Below are 19,041 nucleotides of genomic sequence, written 5' to 3' on the forward strand. Positions count from 1 at the left end.
GTTTGCCCTTATTTATGATAAGACTGAGAATAATGATGAATCGCATCAACGAAAATCTTCGGACTGATTTCAGGTACATCTTGATGAATACCATGACCAAGATTAAAGATATGCCCGCTTCCTTCACCAAAATCCGCCAAAATTGACCGCACTTCTTGTTCAATGCGTTCAGGAGAAGCATAAAGCACGGAAGGATCCATATTACCTTGTAGTGCCACTTTATGCCCGATACGCTTTTTCGCCTCTGCGAGATCCACGGTCCAATCCAAACCAACTGCATCACAACCTGTGTTCGCGATATGTTCTAACCACAATCCGCCACCTTTGGTGAATAAGGTAACTGGTACTTTGCGTTCATCATAATGACGAATGAGGTTTTCCACAATTTTTCGCATATATTGTAGCGAAAATTCAAGATATTCACGATGCGCTAGCACACCGCCCCAAGTGTCAAAAATCATCACTGATTGCGCCCCTGCTTTAATTTGCGCATTGAGGTAAAGGGCAACGGAATCCGCTAATTTGTCGAGTAATAAATGCAAGGTTTTTGGATCGCTATAAAGCATTTTCTTAATTTTCGTGAAAGCCTTGCTGCTACCACCTTCCACCATATAAGTCGCAAGCGTCCAAGGACTGCCAGAAAATCCAATTAACGGCACTTCACCTTTGAGTTCACGGCGAATAGTTCGCACTGCATTCATCACATATTGCAATTCTTGTTCAGGATCAGGAATCGGCAAATTTTCCACCGCACTTCTATTTTCTATTGGATGGGCAAATTTTGGTCCTTCCCCAGCCCCAAAGCTCAAACCTAGCCCCATTGCATCTGGAATAGTGAGAATATCAGAAAACAAAATTGCAGCGTCCAAATTATAACGGCGTAAAGGTTGTAGCGTAACCTCACAAGCCAGCTCGGCATTACGACAAAGGGACATAAAATCCCCTGCTTGCGCACGTGTGGCTTTATATTCTGGTAAATAACGCCCTGCTTGACGCATCATCCATACTGGGGTCATATCCACAGGTTCACGCAGAAGCGCACGTAAATAACGATCATTTTTTAATTCAGACATCTTAACTTCCTTTATTTTTCTACCGCACTTTTATCATCAGCGGCACAAAGTGCCAGTGTGGCATTAATTAACTTCAACGCAATAGTGCCTTGTGGTGGCAAATTTGGCAAGGGTTTATCATAATCAAACCACTGTGCATCTTGAATCTCTGTCTCTTGCACACGAATCTCCCCCGAAACATAATCAGCTAAAAACCCCACCATTTGCGAATTAGGAAATGCCCAAGGCTGGCTACCAAAATAGCGAATATTTTTCACCTTGATTCCCGTTTCTTCAAACACTTCACGTTTTACCGTTTGCTCAAAACTCTCCCCCGCTTCCACAAAGCCCGCCAAGGTTGTGTACATTTTTTCTTGTTGATGACGCTGATGATTAGCGAGCAAAATCTGCTTACCACGGCGAACTGCCACGATAATTGAAGGGCAAATCACAGGATAAGTGCGGTAAGAACAGGCGGAGTTTTCACATTGCACCGCCAATTCGTCTTTCACCATTGCCATTCTCGCCCCACATTTCCCACAAAAGCGGTGAGTTTTTAGGAAATGGTTAATTTCTACACCACGATTGAGCAAATTAAATTGTGTTTCAGGCAAATGCAACAAACTACGCAAAGACGTGTAAGTTCGTAAATCTTCCTGTTCTGCAACAAGCCAAAGTGGTTGATCATTCCAACGCCCAATTTCCATTGCTAAAAGCCCCGTTAATTGAAACGCTTCCGCCTTGCCCTCAGGTAATTTTTCATTTACCAGAAAAATGTTTGATCCTTGGGTTAAAAGCCAAGCGCCTTGCGTTGTGGCTGCAATAGGTTGCATAGAAAAATTCATAAAAACTCACCGCACTTTTGTTAGGGTTGTATTAATAAGTATTTCTAATGAAATATGATGAGGCATTTTACAGGTTTATCAATCAAAAACTATTAAAATTTACGCAAAAAAATAGTGCGTTATCGCACTATTTTTTAAATATTAAATCGGTAAAATCTCTCGACCAAAATTTTCGTTAATCATTTCCGCAGCAGCGAGATAAAATGCGGCTAATGCTGTGATTAACCCTAAATACCCACCAATATTCACGATATGGTGATAACCAAAACCATCGCCGATTGCTAATGCGTAGAACGTTAGCACAAGAAAGAAGAAGACCACACGTAACGCTTTTGGTTTGCTAAATGAGGCAATAAACATCATTAAAGTAAAAGTTCCCCAAGCAGCTAAATAACAACCTAAAAAGGCAGGGCTTGCAGTTGGCATAAATTGTACGAACAATGCCCAAGACCACCAGAATGCCCCATAGCTGATGAAAGCAGTAAAGCCAAAGGTATTACCTTTGCGGTATTCCATTATACCTGCGATTAATTGTGCTGTTCCACCAAAGGCGAATGCCATTGCTAACACAACTGCGATCCCATCTTGTTTAGCAAAAATCCCTGCATTAATTAAACTCAATAGCCACGTTGTTAAAGCAAAACCGCATAAGCCTAAAGGCCCCGGATTTGCCAATTTTTCTGTTGTTTGAACTGTCATTTGTTTTCCTAGTTTGTTAATAAAATGAAAGGGCGGATTATGCTTGATATTATTTTGAAAATAAAGCAATTTTATCGAAATTGAGAGGAAAAATTTAACTCAGATAACGTTTTAAGAGCGGTATAAAATTTATGAATTTTTCACCGCACTTTATATGCTTACCTAAATATTAATGCCCCTAATCCCAAGTAATAAAAAAGCCCGAAATGATATTCGGGCTTTCGATGACTTAAAGACTAAATTTTATTCTGCATCTTCTGCCATATTTAACATTTCTGCTAAACTTGCGGTGGCATCATCAGCACTGAATGTAAATTCAGAGGCAATGTCTTCATCTGAAACCATTGAGGCTTTCGTTGGTTGCTCAGGTTCTACAATACCCGCAGCACGGTTTTTCTGGCGTTGTTGGTGATACGCAAAACCTGTACCTGCTGGGATCAAACGACCAACGATAACGTTCTCTTTCAAACCACGCAATTCATCGCGTTTACCTGCCACAGCTGCTTCCGTAAGCACGCGAGTGGTTTCTTGGAATGAGGCGGCTGAGATAAAGGATTCGGTCGCCAATGAGGCTTTGGTGATACCCAATAACTCACGCTCAAACTCAACCAATGGTTTACCTTCCGCTTCACGTTTTTGGTTAACCATTTTCACACGTGCAACTTCTACTTGCTCACCTTCTAAGAATTCAGAGTCATAAGCCTTCGTGATGATGGCTTTACGCAACATTTGGCGAACGATAACTTCGATATGTTTATCGTTAATTTTTACCCCTTGTAAGCGGTAAACTTCTTGCACTTCGTTAACAATGTAATCAGTTACTGCGTGTACACCGCGCAAACGTAGAATATCGTGTGGCGTTTCTGCACCATCAGAAATCAGATCCCCACGCTCTACCATTTCGCCTTCAAATACGTTGAGCTGACGCCATTTTGGAATCATTTCTTCGTACACTTCACCTTCTGTTGGGGTGATAAGTAAGCGACGTTTACCTTTGGTTTCTTTACCGAAGGAAACAATACCGGAAATTTCTGCTAAGATTGCAGGTTCTTTCGGTTTACGCGCTTCAAAGAGATCGGCTACGCGTGGAAGACCACCGGTAATATCTTTGGTTCCTGCTGATTCTTGTGGAATACGTGCAAGGGAATCCCCGACGTGAACCTCTGCACCATCTTCAAGGGTAACAATCGCTTTACCCGGTAAGGTGTACTGCGCTGGCATATCCGAACCTGCAATGAGAACATCATTACCTTGTGCATCGACTAGTTTGATAGTTGGACGTAAATCCTTACCGGCTGTTGCACGCTCACCCACATCTTGTACGACGATTGAAGATAAACCTGTTAATTCATCGGTTTGACGAGTTACGGTTAAACCATCAACAATATCAACAAATTTCACGAAACCTGATACTTCGGAAACCACTGGCATAGTATGTGGATCCCAGTTTGCAACGGTTTCCCCTGCGTTCACTTCATCACCATCTGCTTTGTTTAATACTGCACCGTAAGGCACTTTATAATGCTCTTTGGTACGACCAAAGGCATCAATGACAGTTAATTCAGTGTTACGAGAAGTTAATACCAATTTGCCTTCTTTGTTGGTAACAAATTTCACGTTTGCTAAACGTAACGTACCGTTATTCTTAACTTGAATACTTGATTCTTTTGCTGCCGCAGATGCCGCACCACCGATATGGAATGTACGCATCGTTAGCTGTGTACCCGGCTCACCGATTGATTGTGCAGCAATAACACCTACCGCTTCACCTTGGTTAATAAGGTGTCCGCGCGCCAGATCGCGTCCGTAACATTTCGCACATACACCAAAGTTAGTATCACAGGTTACGACTGAACGTACTTTAATGCTATCAACGGAATTTTCATCAATGAGGTCACAAAGTTTTTCATCTAATAAGGTATTACGTGGGATTAAAACTTCGTCTGTACCCGGTTTTAAGATGTCTTCTGCGGCAACACGACCTAATACACGATCACGTAAAGGCTCTTTTACATCGCCCCCCTCAATTAATGGGGTCATTACGATACCTTCGTAAGTACCACAGTCATCTTCAATGATCACTAAATCTTGTGCCACATCCACTAAACGGCGAGTTAAGTAACCTGAGTTTGCCGTTTTCAATGCGGTATCCGCCAAACCTTTACGCGCACCGTGGGTTGAAATAAAGTACTGAAGTACGTTTAGCCCTTCGCGGAAGTTCGCGGTAATTGGTGTTTCGATAATTGAGCCATCTGGACGAGCCATCAAACCACGCATACCAGCAAGCTGACGAATCTGTGCGGCAGAACCACGCGCCCCAGAATCAGCCATCATAAAGATACTGTTAAATGACGCTTGTTTTTCCAGCTCCCCTTCACGGTTTACGACTTCTTCTTGTGAAAGGTTTTCCATCATCGCTTTAGCAACACGTTCATTTGCGGCTGCCCAAATATCGATGACTTTGTTATAACGCTCACCTGCGGTAACTAAACCTGATTGGAATTGCTCTTGAATTTCTGCAACTTCTTGTTCTGCGGCTGAAATAATTTCATATTTTTTCGCCGGGATCACCATATCATCAATACCGACTGATGAACCAGAACGTGCAGCATAAGCAAAACCAGTGTACATAATTTGGTCAGCAAATAGCACGCTCGCTTTCAATCCAAGACGACGATAACTTTCATTGATTAATTTAGAAATCGCTTTTTTGCCTAGGGTTTGATTGAATAAGCTAAATGGCATTCCTTTTGGTGCAATCATCCATAAAATGGCACGACCAATTGTGGTATCCACAAGGTTCGTTTGTGGAACAAACTCATCAGCAGCATCTTTCACATATTCTGTGATACGTACTTTCACACGAGAATGTAATTCAGCTTGTCCTGTACGATAAGCTTTTTCTGCTTCACGCGGATCTTGTAATAACATTCCTTCGCCTTTACCGTTCACTTTATCGCGTGTCATATAGTAAAGACCTAATACCACGTCTTGTGATGGTACGATAATCGGCTCACCATTAGCTGGTGAAAGAATGTTGTTGGTTGACATCATCAACGCACGTGCTTCAAGCTGAGCTTCAAGGGTTAATGGTACGTGAACCGCCATTTGGTCACCATCGAAGTCCGCGTTAAATGCGGCACACACTAATGGGTGTAATTGAATCGCTTTACCTTCAATTAAGATTGGTTCAAAAGCCTGAATACCCAAACGGTGCAAGGTTGGCGCACGGTTTAATAAGATTGGATGTTCACGAATCACTTCGGCCAAAATATCCCATACGATAGCATCTTCACGCTCAACCATTTTCTTCGCCGCTTTGATGGTTGTTGCAAAGCCACGGCTTTCTAATTTCGCGTAAATAAATGGACGGAATAATTCCAATGCCATTTTTTTCGGTAAACCACATTGATGTAGATGTAAGTATGGACCCACTGTAATTACAGAACGACCAGAATAATCAACACGTTTACCTAATAAGTTTTGACGGAAACGACCTTGTTTACCTTTGATCATATCCGCAAGTGATTTCAATGGACGGCGGTTAGAACCCGTAATTGCACGACCACGACGACCATTATCCAATAACGCATCGACAGATTCTTGTAACATCCGTTTTTCGTTACGCACGATAATATCCGGTGCAATCAAGTCTAATAAACGTTTTAAACGGTTATTACGGTTAATCACACGACGATATAAATCATTTAAATCAGACGTTGCAAAGCGTCCGCCATCAAGCGGTACTAATGGACGTAAATCTGGTGGTAAAACAGGTAATACTGTCATCACCATCCATTCAGGTTTATTGCCTGATTGAATGAAAGATTCTAATAATTTTAAGCGTTTAGTGATTTTTTTACGTTTCGTCTCTGAATTGGTTTCTTGCAATTCTTCACGCAAGTTCTCGCATTCCACTTCTAGATCCATATCGCGTAATAACGCTTGGATCGCTTCCGCTCCCATTTTCGCTTCAAATTCGTCAGCCCAACGATCTTCAGCGTCCATATATTGTTCTTCCGTTAATAATTGACCTTTTTCCAGATCCGTCATTCCCGGTTCAGTAACAATGTAAGATTCAAAATAAAGTACACGTTCAATATCACGCAACGGCATATCTAATAATAAACCGATACGGGATGGTAAAGATTTTAAGAACCAAATGTGTGCAACTGGAGAAGCTAACTCAATATGTCCCATACGTTCACGACGAACTTTTGCTTGAGTAACTTCGACACCACATTTTTCACAGATCACACCACGGTGTTTTAAACGTTTATATTTTCCACATAAACATTCGTAGTCTTTTACTGGCCCGAAAATACGCGCACAGAAAAGCCCGTCACGCTCTGGTTTAAACGTACGGTAGTTGATAGTTTCAGGTTTTTTAACTTCACCAAATGACCAAGAACGGATCATATCCGGTGAGGCTAAACCAATTTTAATCACATCAAAATCTTCTGAAGTTTTTGATTGTGCTTTTAAAAACTTAACTAAGTCTTTCACAGATTTTGCTCCTGTCGGAGTTAAACTTATCCAAGTGCGGTGTAAAATTTCAACATTTTTTCACCGCACTTGAGCGTACTTTAGCTTTCGCTTATCAGATTATTCTTCATCTAAGTCGATGTTAATACCCAGTGAACGAATTTCTTTCATAATTACGTTGAAAGATTCTGGCGTACCCGGATCCATTTGTTGGTTACCGCTCACGATATTTTTATACATCTTCGTACGACCATTCACATCATCAGATTTCACTGTAAGCATTTCTTGTAAGGTGTAAGCCGCACCATAAGCTTCGAGCGCCCATACCTCCATCTCACCGAAACGCTGACCACCAAATTGTGCTTTACCACCCAATGGTTGTTGCGTCACAAGACTATAAGAACCTGTTGAACGTGCGTGCATTTTGTCATCCACTAAGTGGTTCAATTTGAGCATATACATATAACCCACGGTTACAGGACGTTCAAATTTCTCACCGGTACGACCATCATATAAGGTGATTTGACCAGACGTTGGTAAGCCACCTAGCTCTAACAAGCCTTTAATTTCTTCTTCGTGCGCCCCGTCAAATACTGGTGTTGCTAATGGTAAACCTTTGCGTAAGTTTTGCGCTAAACGCATCACTTCTTCATCTGTAAAGGTTGAAAGATCCACTTTTTGTGAGCCACCACCTAAGTCATAGGCTTTTTGGATATAACCACGCAATTTCTCAACATCTTGTTTTTGTTTGATCATTGCATTGATTTGATCACCAATTCCTTTCGCCGCTAAACCTAAGTGTGTTTCAAGAATCTGACCAATGTTCATACGTGAAGGTACGCCCAGCGGGTTCAATACGATATCCACTGGCTGACCATTTTCGTCATACGGCATATCTTCAACTGGGTTAATTTTTGAGATAACCCCTTTGTTACCGTGACGACCCGCCATTTTATCACCCGGTTGGATTTGACGTTTCACTGCAAGATACACTTTCACCACTTTCAATACGCCCGGTGCAAGATCATCACCTTGGATAATTTTGCCACGTTTGACTTCAAGTTTGTGTTCAAAGTCTTTGCGAAGTTCTTCGTATTGTTCGGCTAATTGTTCTAATTGGCTTTGTTTGTCTTCATCTGAAAGGGTTTGTTCTAACCATTTTGTGCGTTCTAGTTTATCTAACTGCGCTTCAGAGATTCCGCCAGAAATTAATACGTTACGTACACGAGCAAATAAACCTGCTTCTAAGATCTCTAATTCTTCGACAAGATCTTTTTTCGCTTGTTTTAATTGCATTTCTTCAATTTCTAATGCACGTTTATCTTTTTCTACACCATCACGGGTGAAAACTTGAACGTCAATCACAGTACCTGATACGCTATTTGGTACGCGTAGTGAAGAATCTTTTACATCTGAGGCTTTTTCACCAAAGATGGCGCGTAATAATTTTTCTTCTGGGGTTAATTGGGTTTCACCTTTTGGTGTGACTTTACCCACAAGAATATCGCCGCCTTTTACTTCTGCACCAATATATACAATCCCTGATTCATCGAGTTTGCTTAATGCGGCCTCACCGACGTTTGGAATATCTGCGGTGATTTCTTCTGAACCCAGTTTGGTATCACGTGCCACACAAGAAAGTTCTTGAATATGAATAGTCGTGAAACGATCTTCTTGTACTACACGCTCAGACACTAACATTGAGTCTTCAAAGTTATAACCATTCCAAGGCATAAATGCGACGCGCATATTTTGCCCAAGCGCAAGTTCACCTAAATCTGTTGATGGCCCATCAGCAAGAATTTCACCACGTTCAATAGGCTCACCTAATTGCACACAAGGAATTTGGTTGATACAGGTGTTTTGGTTAGAACGGGTATATTTCACAAGATTGTAAATATCAATCCCCGCTTCGCCTGCGATAGTTTCATCTTCGTTTACTTTAACCACGATACGTGAAGCATCAACATATTGGATTGTTCCACCGCGTTTTGCGACTACCGCTACCCCAGAGTCTAATGCCACAGGTTTTTCCATACCTGTACCGACTAATGGTTTATCTGCACGCAAGGTTGGCACGGCTTGGCGTTGCATGTTCGCCCCCATCAAGGCACGGTTTGCATCATCGTGCTCAAGGAATGGAATCAACGCTGCTGCCACAGAAACGATTTGCTGTGTTGATACGTCCATATAGTGAATTTCTTCTGGACGATATAAACCAGATTCACCATGCTCACCACGACAGGTTACGAAAGTATCGGTAAAGCGTAATTCCTCATCTAAATTTGAGTTTGCCTGTGCGATGATATATTTGCCTTCTTCAATGGCTGATAAATATTCAATTTCTTCCGTAACTTGACCATTTACCACTTTGCGGTATGGGGTTTCTAAAAAACCGTAATCATTAGTACGCGCATACACCGCTAGCGAGTTGATCAAACCGATGTTTGGACCTTCAGGCGTTTCAATTGGACACACACGTCCATAATGGGTTGCGTGAACATCTCGCACCTCGAAGCCTGCACGTTCACGAGTTAAACCGCCCGGCCCTAATGCAGAAATACGGCGTTTATGCGTCACTTCTGAAAGCGGGTTATTCTGATCCATAAATTGAGAAAGTTGTGATGAACCAAAGAATTCTTTCACCGCTGCTGAAATTGGTTTCGCATTAATTAAATCTTGTGGAGTTACCGCTTCAAGATCGCCTAAAGAAAGACGCTCTTTCACTGCACGCTCAACACGTACTAAACCAATACGGAATTGGTTTTCTGCCATTTCACCCACAGAACGAATACGGCGGTTACCTAAGTGGTCAATGTCATCAACTTCACCACGACCATTACGGATATCAATCAATTTACGCATCACATTGACAATATCTTCTTTACTTAAGATACCGCTGCCCGTTGTTTCTTCAATGCCTAAAGAGCGGTTGAATTTCATTCGACCTACCGCCGATAAATCGTAGCGATCTGCCGAGAAGAAAAGGTTATCAAACAAGCCTTCTGCCGCTTCTTTTGTTGGTGGCTCACCCGGACGCATCATACGATAAATTTCAACCAATGCACTCAAACGATCAGTGGTTGGATCAACACGTAAGGTATCTGAAATATATGGACCGTAATCTAAATCGTTCGTAAATAGGGTTTCAATGGTTTTATAACCCGCTTGTGATAATTTTGCTAAAACCTCTAGTGTCATTTCACCATTGGCTGGACAAATCACTTCACCCGTTTCAAGATCAACATAGTCTTTCGCAGCCACTTTGCCTACAATGTATTCTGTTGGCACTTCAACCTGAGTCACATTGTCTTTTTCAAGCGCACGAATATGACGAGCGGTAATACGACGACCCACTTCAACATAGGTTTTTCCATTTGCCACAATATCGAAAGTTGCCGTTTCACCACGCAATCTTTCTGGCACTAAGGTCATTAATAATTTGTTATTTTCAATTTGGAAAACGACTTTATCAAAGAATAAATCTAAAATTTCTTCTGTCGTGTAGTTTAAGGCACGCAAAATAATGGTCGCAGGTAATTTACGGCGACGATCAATACGCGCATATAAGTTATCTTTTGGATCAAATTCAAAATCTAACCAAGAACCACGATAAGGAATAATACGTGCATTATAAAGCACTTTTCCTGATGAGTGTGTTTTACCTTTGTCGCTATCAAAGAACACACCAGGGCTACGGTGCAATTGCGAAACAATTACACGCTCAGTACCATTAATCACAAATGTTCCATTATCTGTCATTAATGGAATTTCACCCATATACACTTCTTGTTCTTTAATATCTTTGATCGTACCCGGTGCGGCATCTTTGTCATAGCTAACCAAACGCAATTTTACCCGTAATGGCGCAGCATAAGTGGTACCGCGAATTTGACATTCACGCACATCAAATACGGGCTCACCTAAACGGTAGCTGACATATTGTAATTCTGTATTGCCATTATTGCTGACAATCGGGAATACAGAACGGAATGCCGCTTCTAGACCTTGCTGACCCTCAGGATCTCTTTGGATAAATTTATCAAAAGAATCAAGTTGAATTGTTAATAAATATGGTACATTTAAAACTTGCGGACGCTTGCCGAAGTCTTTACGAATACGTTTTTTCTCAGTATAGGAGTAACCCATTGGTTTTCCTCAATAAATTTTAGTGAGACCGAGTTGAAAGAAAATAAAAGTGCGGTCATTTTTTCGCTTATTTTCAATCAATGATGAATCCGTTTCCAGATACCGCACTCTGAACCTTACTTCTGATGAGCGGGTTGCCATCAAACTACCAGAAAACTAGCCTGATTCACGCAACAAAACGGTGATTATTCAGTATATTTTTAATCCAAACTATTTAGCGGAATTAAAAATGGCTGATGATTATATAAGAAGGGATAAATAAAAGTCAAGTAACTAGAGCTATATAAATAAAAACCCCGATATTTCTATCGGGGCTTTTAGAACCAGAATTGGTCGCAGAAAAATCAAAATTATTTGATTTCTACTTGTGCGCCAGCTTCTTCTAATTCTTTCTTAAGTGCTTCAGCTTCTGCTTTAGCAATACCTTCTTTTAATACTGCTGGTGCAGATTCAACTAAGTCTTTCGCTTCTTTTAAGCCTAAGCCAGTTGCACCACGTACTGCTTTGATTACTGCTACTTTGTTTGCACCAGCTGCTGCAAGTACTACATCAAATTCAGTTTTCTCTTCTGCTGCACCTGCGTCACCGCCTGCTGCTACTGCTACTGCAGCCGCTGCTGCTGAAACACCGAATTTTTCTTCCATCGCAGAGATTAATTCTACGATTTCAGTTACTGATTTAGAAGCAATCGCTTCAATGATTTGTTCGTTAGTTAATGACATAACAATCAATTCCTAAAGTAAATAAATTAAACCGAATAAGAAACGCTGTAATTAAGCTGCTTCTTGTAATTTGTCGCGTAATGCTGCAAGAGTGCGAACAAGTTTGCCTGCCGCAGCTTCTTTCATTGTACCCATTAAACGTGCAATTGCTTCTTCGTAAGTTGGTAATGTTGCTAAGAATTCAACATCTTGGATCTTACCTTCAAAGGCTGCACCTTTAATTTCAAACTTATCATTTGCTTTTGCAAAATCTTTGAACAAACGTGCTGCTGCACCTGGGTGTTCAGTAGAAAATGCGATAAGTGTTGGACCTACAAACTCATCTTTTAAGCATTCATAATCTGTGCCTTCAACTGCACGACGTAACAAGGTGTTACGCACAACACGCATTGAAACACCAGCTTCACGAGCTGCTTTACGTAATTCAGTCATTTTATCAACAGTCACACCACGGGAATCCGCGATAACTGCTGACAGGGCACCTTTGGCTGCTTCATTTACTTCAGCAACAATTGCTTGTTTGTCTTGAAGATTTAATGCCATTGGCTGTTAGCTCCTGATACACTCCGCCTAAGCGGAACTTCTAAAAAATCTCAAAAAAATAACCGCACTTTAAATTCGTGAGCTCTCTCTTTGAGGCTAAGGTGTCCAGAAGCAGAAAATTCTGTCTGTCCACCATCTACGCAGGCATTGCTATTAAGAAATGAAACCATTTCACCTACGGTCTTGGACGGGGCTTGATAGTAAGCACCATCAAAAATCTGCCGAAACAGATTTAGGTCGGGCATTATAGAGAGATTTATCATCAATGTAAATAAAAAGTTCCATTGCTCAGCCATTTTCTCAGTATAAAACCCAATATAAAAACGGCTTATCAATACAATAAGCCGTTTTTTAAACTCAAATTATAGACTGTTTTGATCTACTGCGACACCCGCACCTTGAGTGGTAGAAAGACTTACTTTCTTAATAAATACGCCTTTAGCAGAAGCAGGTTTTGCTTTTGTTAAGGCAGCTAGTAATGCTTGTAAGTTTTCTTTTAATTGCTCAGGGGTGAAGTCTGCTTTACCGATTGTGGTGTGAATGATACCGTTTTTATCATTACGGTAACGAACCTGACCAGATTTTGCATTTTTCACTGCTTCAGCAACGTTTGGAGTTACAGTACCCACTTTCGGGTTTGGCATTAAGCCACGTGGCCCTAAGATTTGACCTAACTGACCTACAACACGCATTGCATCAGGAGAAGCGATAACAACATCGAAGTCCATTTCGCCTTTCTTGATTTGCTCTGCTAAATCTTCCATACCCACTAAATCTGCACCCGCTTCTTTCGCTGCTTCTGCATTAGCACCTTGAGTGAACACAGCAACGCGAACATTACGACCAGTACCGTTTGGTAATACAGTCGCACCACGAACGTTTTGGTCAGATTTACGTGCATCAATACCTAAATTTACTGCCACATCAACGCTTTCTACGAATTTAGGGCTAGTAAATTGTTTTAATACTGCGATCGCATCATTGATTTCATAAGCTTTGGTTGAATCAACACCCGCTTTGATTGCTTTCATACGTTTGGTTAGTTTAGCCATTGATTAGTCCTCCACTACCAAACCCATTGAACGTGCAGTACCTTCAATAGATTTCATCTTAGTTTCGATTGTTGCACCAGTCATATCCGCTGCTTTAGTTTCTGCGATTTCACGGATTTGTGCTTGAGTTACTTTACCTACTTTATCTTTGTTTGGTTTACCAGAACCAGATTTAATGCCAGCTGCTTTTTTCAATAATACCGCTGCTGGTGGAGTTTTAGTAACAAAAGTGAATGAACGGTCTGCATATACAGTGATCACTACTGGAATCGGTAAACCTTTTTCTAAGCTTTCAGTACGTGCGTTGAATGCTTTACAGAATTCCATAATGTTCACACCTTGTTGACCTAATGCAGGACCAACTGGTGGTGAAGGGTTAGCCATACCTGCTGCAACTTGCAACTTAATATAGGCTTGAACTTTCTTTGCCATTTTAATTTCCTCGTTATGGGTGATAACGCTTTTCAGCTCCCCGTGATTGAAAGCACTTATCGTGCGATTACATAACAATACGCGAAAGATTTACGCGTAAGGTCGCGAATTATACAAATTCTTGCGAATATTGCCAAGCAAAAATTACAATTTGATGATACTAAAAAAATGGCAAGTATCAACTTGCCATTTATAATTAGATGTTTATTAATTATTTTTTTCTACTTGACCAAACTCAAGTTCAACTGGTGTAGCTCGACCAAAGATAGAAACCGATACTTTCAGACGACCTTTATCGTAATCGACTTCTTCAACCGTTCCATTAAAGTCTGCAAACGGACCTTCTTTAACTCTCACTTCCTCACCAGGTTGGAAGACAGTTCTTGGTTTTGGTTTGTCAGAATTTTGCTCTAGACGATTTAAAATAATGTCAGCCTCATGGTTACTAATCGGCGCAGGCTTATCTGGTGTACCACCAATAAATCCCATTACGCGTGGCACACTACGCACAAGCTGCCAAGTGTAATCATTCATTTCCATTTGTACCAAGACATAACCGGGGAAGTATTTACGTTCACTTTTACGACGCTTCCCCCCCACGTTCTCAACCACTTCTTCTGTAGGAACAAGTACTTCACCAAATTGATCTTCCATTTGGTGCAATTTAATATATTCGCGCAATGTTGCTGCTACACGGCCTTCAAAGCCAGAAAATGCTTGTAACACATACCAGCGTTTTTTTGGTGTATTCTCTGTCATCTTAGAACCTCAAATTTGTTAAGAAATTAATTACAGAAACAATAATAGAATCAAGTCCCCATAAAATGAGAGAAACAATCATCGTAACAGCCATAACAATCAAGGTTGTCTGCATTGCCTCAGAACGTGTTGGCCATACAATTTTTCTTAATTCTATTCTAGAGTCTTTCAAAAAGGCGCGTGCTTTTGTCCCTTGGTTAGTAATAGCTAAAATACCCAAGGCAATAAGTAATAGAATCACTACTGCAACCACACGGATCGGAGTAGAAAATTGGTCTGCAAAATAAATATTTCCAACTGCTGCCACAGCAATAATTACCATACTGAGTAGCCATAAAAAGGTATTTAGTCCTTTTGACTTCTGAAGATCTTCCGCTTGTTCAGCGTGTTTCTTTTTATCAATATTTGACGCCATAATTGTATCCATTATTCAATAAAATCGGGATGCTGTTCTGAACGCGCAATTGTAGCATTTTCTTATTTTGTTGCCTATCAAAAATCATAGAAAATTTAACGATTTCTTACAAAAAAGAAATTAATCATTCCCTATCATTTCAACGAAGAGATCACATCTTTCATCATCTAAAGTGCGGTGCCTTTCCAGTAAATTTTTGCTTTTAAGTTAATAAGCAAATAATTATTAGATGTAAAGCATACGAATAATAAAGGAATAGTAACCACTCTATTTCTAGAAGTAACAAAGAGATAGCCTGACCCAATTTAGCAAATTAATCAACAATTCTTAAAATCAAAGTGCGGTGCTTTTTCGTGAAGTTTTTCATTTGCCCAATCAACTCAGTTTGCGCAACATTTTTAAATTAGCAGTAAAAAACAAAAGGGCATCTTTCGATGCCCTCTTTCGATTTTCTGATAGCTTTCTAGTGTTACCTAGCAATAATCATTATTTGATGATTTTCGCTACAACACCCGCACCTACTGTACGGCCACCTTCACGGATCGCAAAGCGTAAACCTTGATCCATTGCGATTGGGTGAATTAAGCTTACTGTCATTTTGATGTTATCGCCTGGCATTACCATTTCTACGCCTTCTGGTAACTCAATTGTTCCTGTTACGTCAGTGGTACGGAAATAGAATTGTGGACGGTAACCTTTGAAGAATGGCGTATGACGTCCACCTTCTTCTTTTGATAATACGTAAACTTCTGATTCAAAGTCGGTGTGTGGCGTGATTGAACCTGGTTTCGCCAATACTTGACCACGTTCGATTTCTTCACGTTTTGTACCACGTAATAATGCACCGATGTTTTCACCTGCACGACCTTCGTCAAGTAATTTACGGAACATTTCTACACCAGTTACAGTTGTTTTCGCTGTTTCTTTGATACCAACGATTTCTACTTCATCACCTGTGCGGATGATACCACGCTCTACACGGCCTGTTACTACGGTACCACGACCTGAGATTGAGAATACATCTTCGATTGGTAATAAGAACGGTTGGTCAATCGCGCGCTCTGGCTCTGGGATGTAAGTATCTAAGTGATTTGCTAACTCAAGGATTTTTTCTTCCCATTGTGCATCACCTTCTAACGCTTTTAATGCTGAACCACGTACGATTGGGGTATCATCACCCGGGAAGTCATATTGAGAAAGAAGTTCACGTACTTCCATTTCAACTAATTCTAATAACTCTTCGTCATCTACCATATCGCATTTATTTAAGAATACGATGATGTATGGTACACCTACTTGGCGACCTAATAAGATGTGTTCACGAGTTTGTGGCATTGGACCATCTGTTGCTGCTACTACTAAGATTGCACCGTCCATTTGCGCTGCACCTGTAATCATATTTTTTACATAGTCCGCGTGTCCCGGGCAGTCAACGTGTGCGTAGTGACGAGTTGGGGTATCGTATTCAACGTGTGAGGTGTTGATGGTGATACCACGCGCTTTTTCTTCTGGCGCGTTATCAATTTGGTCAAATGCGCGTGCCGCACCACCGTAGTGTTTTGCTAATACGGTTGTGATCGCTGCTGTTAAAGTTGTTTTACCATGGTCAACGTGGCCGATTGTACCCACGTTTACATGCGGTTTTGTACGTTCAAATTTTTCTTTAGACATTGCTAATGTTTCCTTTAAGTAAAGTTCCGTAGCACATTACTGCACTACGGTGTTTAATATTCAATTATTTTTTACGTGCTTCAATAACTGCTGCTGCAACACTTGCTGGGGCTTCAGCATATTTCAATGGTTCCATTGAGTATGATGCACGACCTTGAGTTTGTGAACGAAGATCCGTTGCATAACCAAACATTTCAGAAAGTGGAACTTCTGCATTGATTTTAACAACAAATTCGCTTGCTTCTTGACCGTTTACCATTGCACGACGACGGCTTAAGTCACCAATTACATCACCCACATATTCAGGTGGCGTTTCCACTTCCACTTTCATAATTGGCTCAAGTAATACTGGGTTCGCTTTGTTAAATGCTGCTTTAAATGCAATAGATGCCGCCAGTTTAAATGCTAATTCAGATGAGTCTACATCGTGGTATGAACCGAAATGTAAACGCACACCTAAATCAACTACTGGATAACCCGCTAATGGACCAGATTTAAGTTGTTCTTGGATACCTTTATCAACCGCAGGGATATATTCACCCGGAATTACACCACCTTTGATTTCGTTGACAAATTCATAACCCGGACCTTCAGGATCTAATGGGTATAAGTCGATAACAACGTGACCATATTGACCGCGACCACCAGATTGTTTTGCGTGTTTCCCTTCAACATCATTTACGCGTGTACGAATAGTTTCGCGGTAAGATACTTGTGGTTTACCAATATTAGCTTCCACTTTGAACTCACGTTTCATACGGTCAACGATGATATCTAAGTGTAACTCACCCATACCAGAAATGATGGTTTCGCCTGATTCTTCATCAGTGTGAACACGGAATGAAGGGTCTTCTTGTGCAAGACGTCCTAATGCTAAGCCCATTTTCTCTTGGTCTGCTTTCGTTTTCGGTTCTACTGCAACAGAGATTACTGGCTCTGGGAATTCCATACGTTCAAGAATGATCGGTGCATCAACTGCACATAATGTATCACCTGTACCTACATCTTTCAGACCGATAGCAGCAGCGATATCACCCGCACGAACTTCTTTGATTTCTTCACGTTTATTTGCGTGCATTTGAACGATACGACCAAAACGCTCACGTTTTTCTTTCACTGAGTTCAATACTGTCGCACCAGACTCAACCACACCAGAATATACACGGAAGAAAGTTAAGTTACCCACAAATGGGTCAGTTGCGATTTTAAATGCTAATGCTGAGAATGGTTCATTATCATCGGCGTGACGCTCACCTTCAGTTTCATCAGGATTGATCCCTTTGATTGCAGCGATGTCTGTTGGTGCTGGTAAGTAATCAATTACCGCATCAAGCATTGCTTGTACACCTTTGTTTTTGAACGCAGAACCACAGGTTACAAGAATGATTTCCGTAGCCAAGGCACGTTGACGTAATGCACCTTTAATTTCTTCTTCAGTTAAATCTTCACCACCAAGGTATTTTTCCATTAACTCTTCTGAAGCTTCTGCCGCTGCTTCAACAAGATTTTGGTGCCATTCTTCACATAATTCAACCATATCTGCTGGAATATCATCATAGGTAAAGGTCATACCTTGATCTGCTTCATTCCAGTTGATTGCCTTCATTTTAAGAAGATCAACAACACCTTTGAAGTTTTCTTCTGCACCAATCGGAAGTTGTAAAGGAACAGCATTACCACCTAAACGTGTTTTGATTTGTTCAACAACACGCAGGAAGTTTGCACCAGTACGGTCCATTTTGTTTACGAACGCAATACGAGGTACTTTATATTTGTTTGCTTGACGCCATACAGTTTCAGACTGAGGTTGAACACCACCTACTGCACAGTAAACCATTACTGCACCATCCAGAACACGCATTGAACGTTCTACTTCGATAGTAAAGTCAACGTGTCCCGGAGTATCAATCACGTTGATACGGTGTTGTGGGTATTGCTGAGACATACCAGACCAGAAAGCGGTTGTTGCCGCAGAAGTAATGGTAATACCACGCTCTTGTTCTTGTTCCATCCAGTCCATGGTTGCAGCACCATCATGCACCTCACCAATTTTGTGACTAACGCCTGTATAGAATAGAATACGCTCTGTGGTTGTTGTTTTACCAGCATCAATGTGAGCACTAATACCGATGTTACGATAGCGCTCAATAGGAGTTACACGAGCCATTATTATTTCCTTGTTTGGAATTCAATAAATTAAAATTTTAAATATGGATA

Annotated in this window: 13 protein-coding genes; all 13 read right to left on the reverse strand. The window is 41.0% G+C overall.

Annotated elements, in window-relative coordinates:
- Window positions 1–8: 8 nt before the first annotated feature.
- A complete protein-coding gene (gene hemE, locus L4F93_RS03600) occupies window positions 9–1,073 on the reverse strand; it encodes a uroporphyrinogen decarboxylase (RefSeq protein ID WP_250351161.1) in 1,065 nt (354 codons plus the stop codon).
- 11 nt (window positions 1,074–1,084) lie between these two features.
- Window positions 1,085–1,897 (reverse strand): NAD(+) diphosphatase, encoded by an 813-nt coding sequence (gene nudC, locus L4F93_RS03605; RefSeq protein ID WP_250351162.1) that lies wholly within the window; start codon window positions 1,895–1,897, stop codon window positions 1,085–1,087.
- A 141-nt stretch (window positions 1,898–2,038) separates the two neighbouring features.
- Entirely contained in the window at window positions 2,039–2,596 is a 558-nt protein-coding gene (locus L4F93_RS03610; protein ID WP_250351163.1) for an acetate uptake transporter, read from the reverse strand.
- 243 nt (window positions 2,597–2,839) lie between these two features.
- Window positions 2,840–7,102, reverse strand: coding sequence for a DNA-directed RNA polymerase subunit beta' (gene rpoC / locus L4F93_RS03615; RefSeq protein WP_250351164.1), 4,263 nt, complete (start codon window positions 7,100–7,102; stop codon window positions 2,840–2,842).
- 99 nt (window positions 7,103–7,201) lie between these two features.
- Window positions 7,202–11,230, reverse strand: a complete 4,029-nt coding sequence (gene rpoB, locus L4F93_RS03620) for a DNA-directed RNA polymerase subunit beta (protein WP_250351165.1) — start codon at window positions 11,228–11,230, stop codon at window positions 7,202–7,204.
- Between the two features lie 350 nt (window positions 11,231–11,580).
- A complete protein-coding gene (gene rplL / locus L4F93_RS03625; protein WP_250351166.1) occupies window positions 11,581–11,952 on the reverse strand; it encodes a 50S ribosomal protein L7/L12 in 372 nt (123 codons plus the stop codon).
- Window positions 11,953–12,003: 51 nt separating this feature from the next.
- Window positions 12,004–12,495: a 50S ribosomal protein L10 gene (gene rplJ, locus L4F93_RS03630; RefSeq protein ID WP_250351167.1), complete on the reverse strand. Its 492-nt coding sequence runs from the start codon at window positions 12,493–12,495 to the stop codon at window positions 12,004–12,006.
- Window positions 12,496–12,857: 362 nt separating this feature from the next.
- Window positions 12,858–13,547, reverse strand: coding sequence for a 50S ribosomal protein L1 (gene rplA / locus L4F93_RS03635; protein ID WP_250351168.1), 690 nt, complete (start codon window positions 13,545–13,547; stop codon window positions 12,858–12,860).
- A gap of 3 nt (window positions 13,548–13,550) precedes the next feature.
- Window positions 13,551–13,979 (reverse strand): 50S ribosomal protein L11, encoded by a 429-nt coding sequence (rplK, locus tag L4F93_RS03640; protein ID WP_103854413.1) that lies wholly within the window; start codon window positions 13,977–13,979, stop codon window positions 13,551–13,553.
- A gap of 207 nt (window positions 13,980–14,186) precedes the next feature.
- Window positions 14,187–14,738 carry a transcription termination/antitermination protein NusG gene (nusG, locus tag L4F93_RS03645; protein ID WP_250351169.1) on the reverse strand — a complete coding sequence of 184 codons (552 nt, stop codon included), beginning with the start codon at window positions 14,736–14,738 and terminating at the stop codon, window positions 14,187–14,189.
- Window position 14,739: 1 nt separating this feature from the next.
- The gene (gene secE, locus L4F93_RS03650; RefSeq protein WP_250351170.1) at window positions 14,740–15,153 is read right to left on the reverse strand and encodes a preprotein translocase subunit SecE; all 414 of its coding nucleotides are present in this window, start codon (window positions 15,151–15,153) and stop codon (window positions 14,740–14,742) included.
- Window positions 15,154–15,639: 486 nt separating this feature from the next.
- Entirely contained in the window at window positions 15,640–16,824 is a 1,185-nt protein-coding gene (gene tuf / locus L4F93_RS03655; RefSeq protein WP_046097610.1) for an elongation factor Tu, read from the reverse strand.
- Between the two features lie 64 nt (window positions 16,825–16,888).
- Window positions 16,889–18,991: an elongation factor G gene (gene fusA, locus L4F93_RS03660; protein ID WP_250351171.1), complete on the reverse strand. Its 2,103-nt coding sequence runs from the start codon at window positions 18,989–18,991 to the stop codon at window positions 16,889–16,891.
- Between the last annotated feature and the right edge of the window lie 50 nt (window positions 18,992–19,041).

Origin of the sequence: Avibacterium sp. 20-132, from assembly GCF_023611925.1 — a bacterium.
GTDB lineage: Bacteria > Pseudomonadota > Gammaproteobacteria > Enterobacterales > Pasteurellaceae > Avibacterium.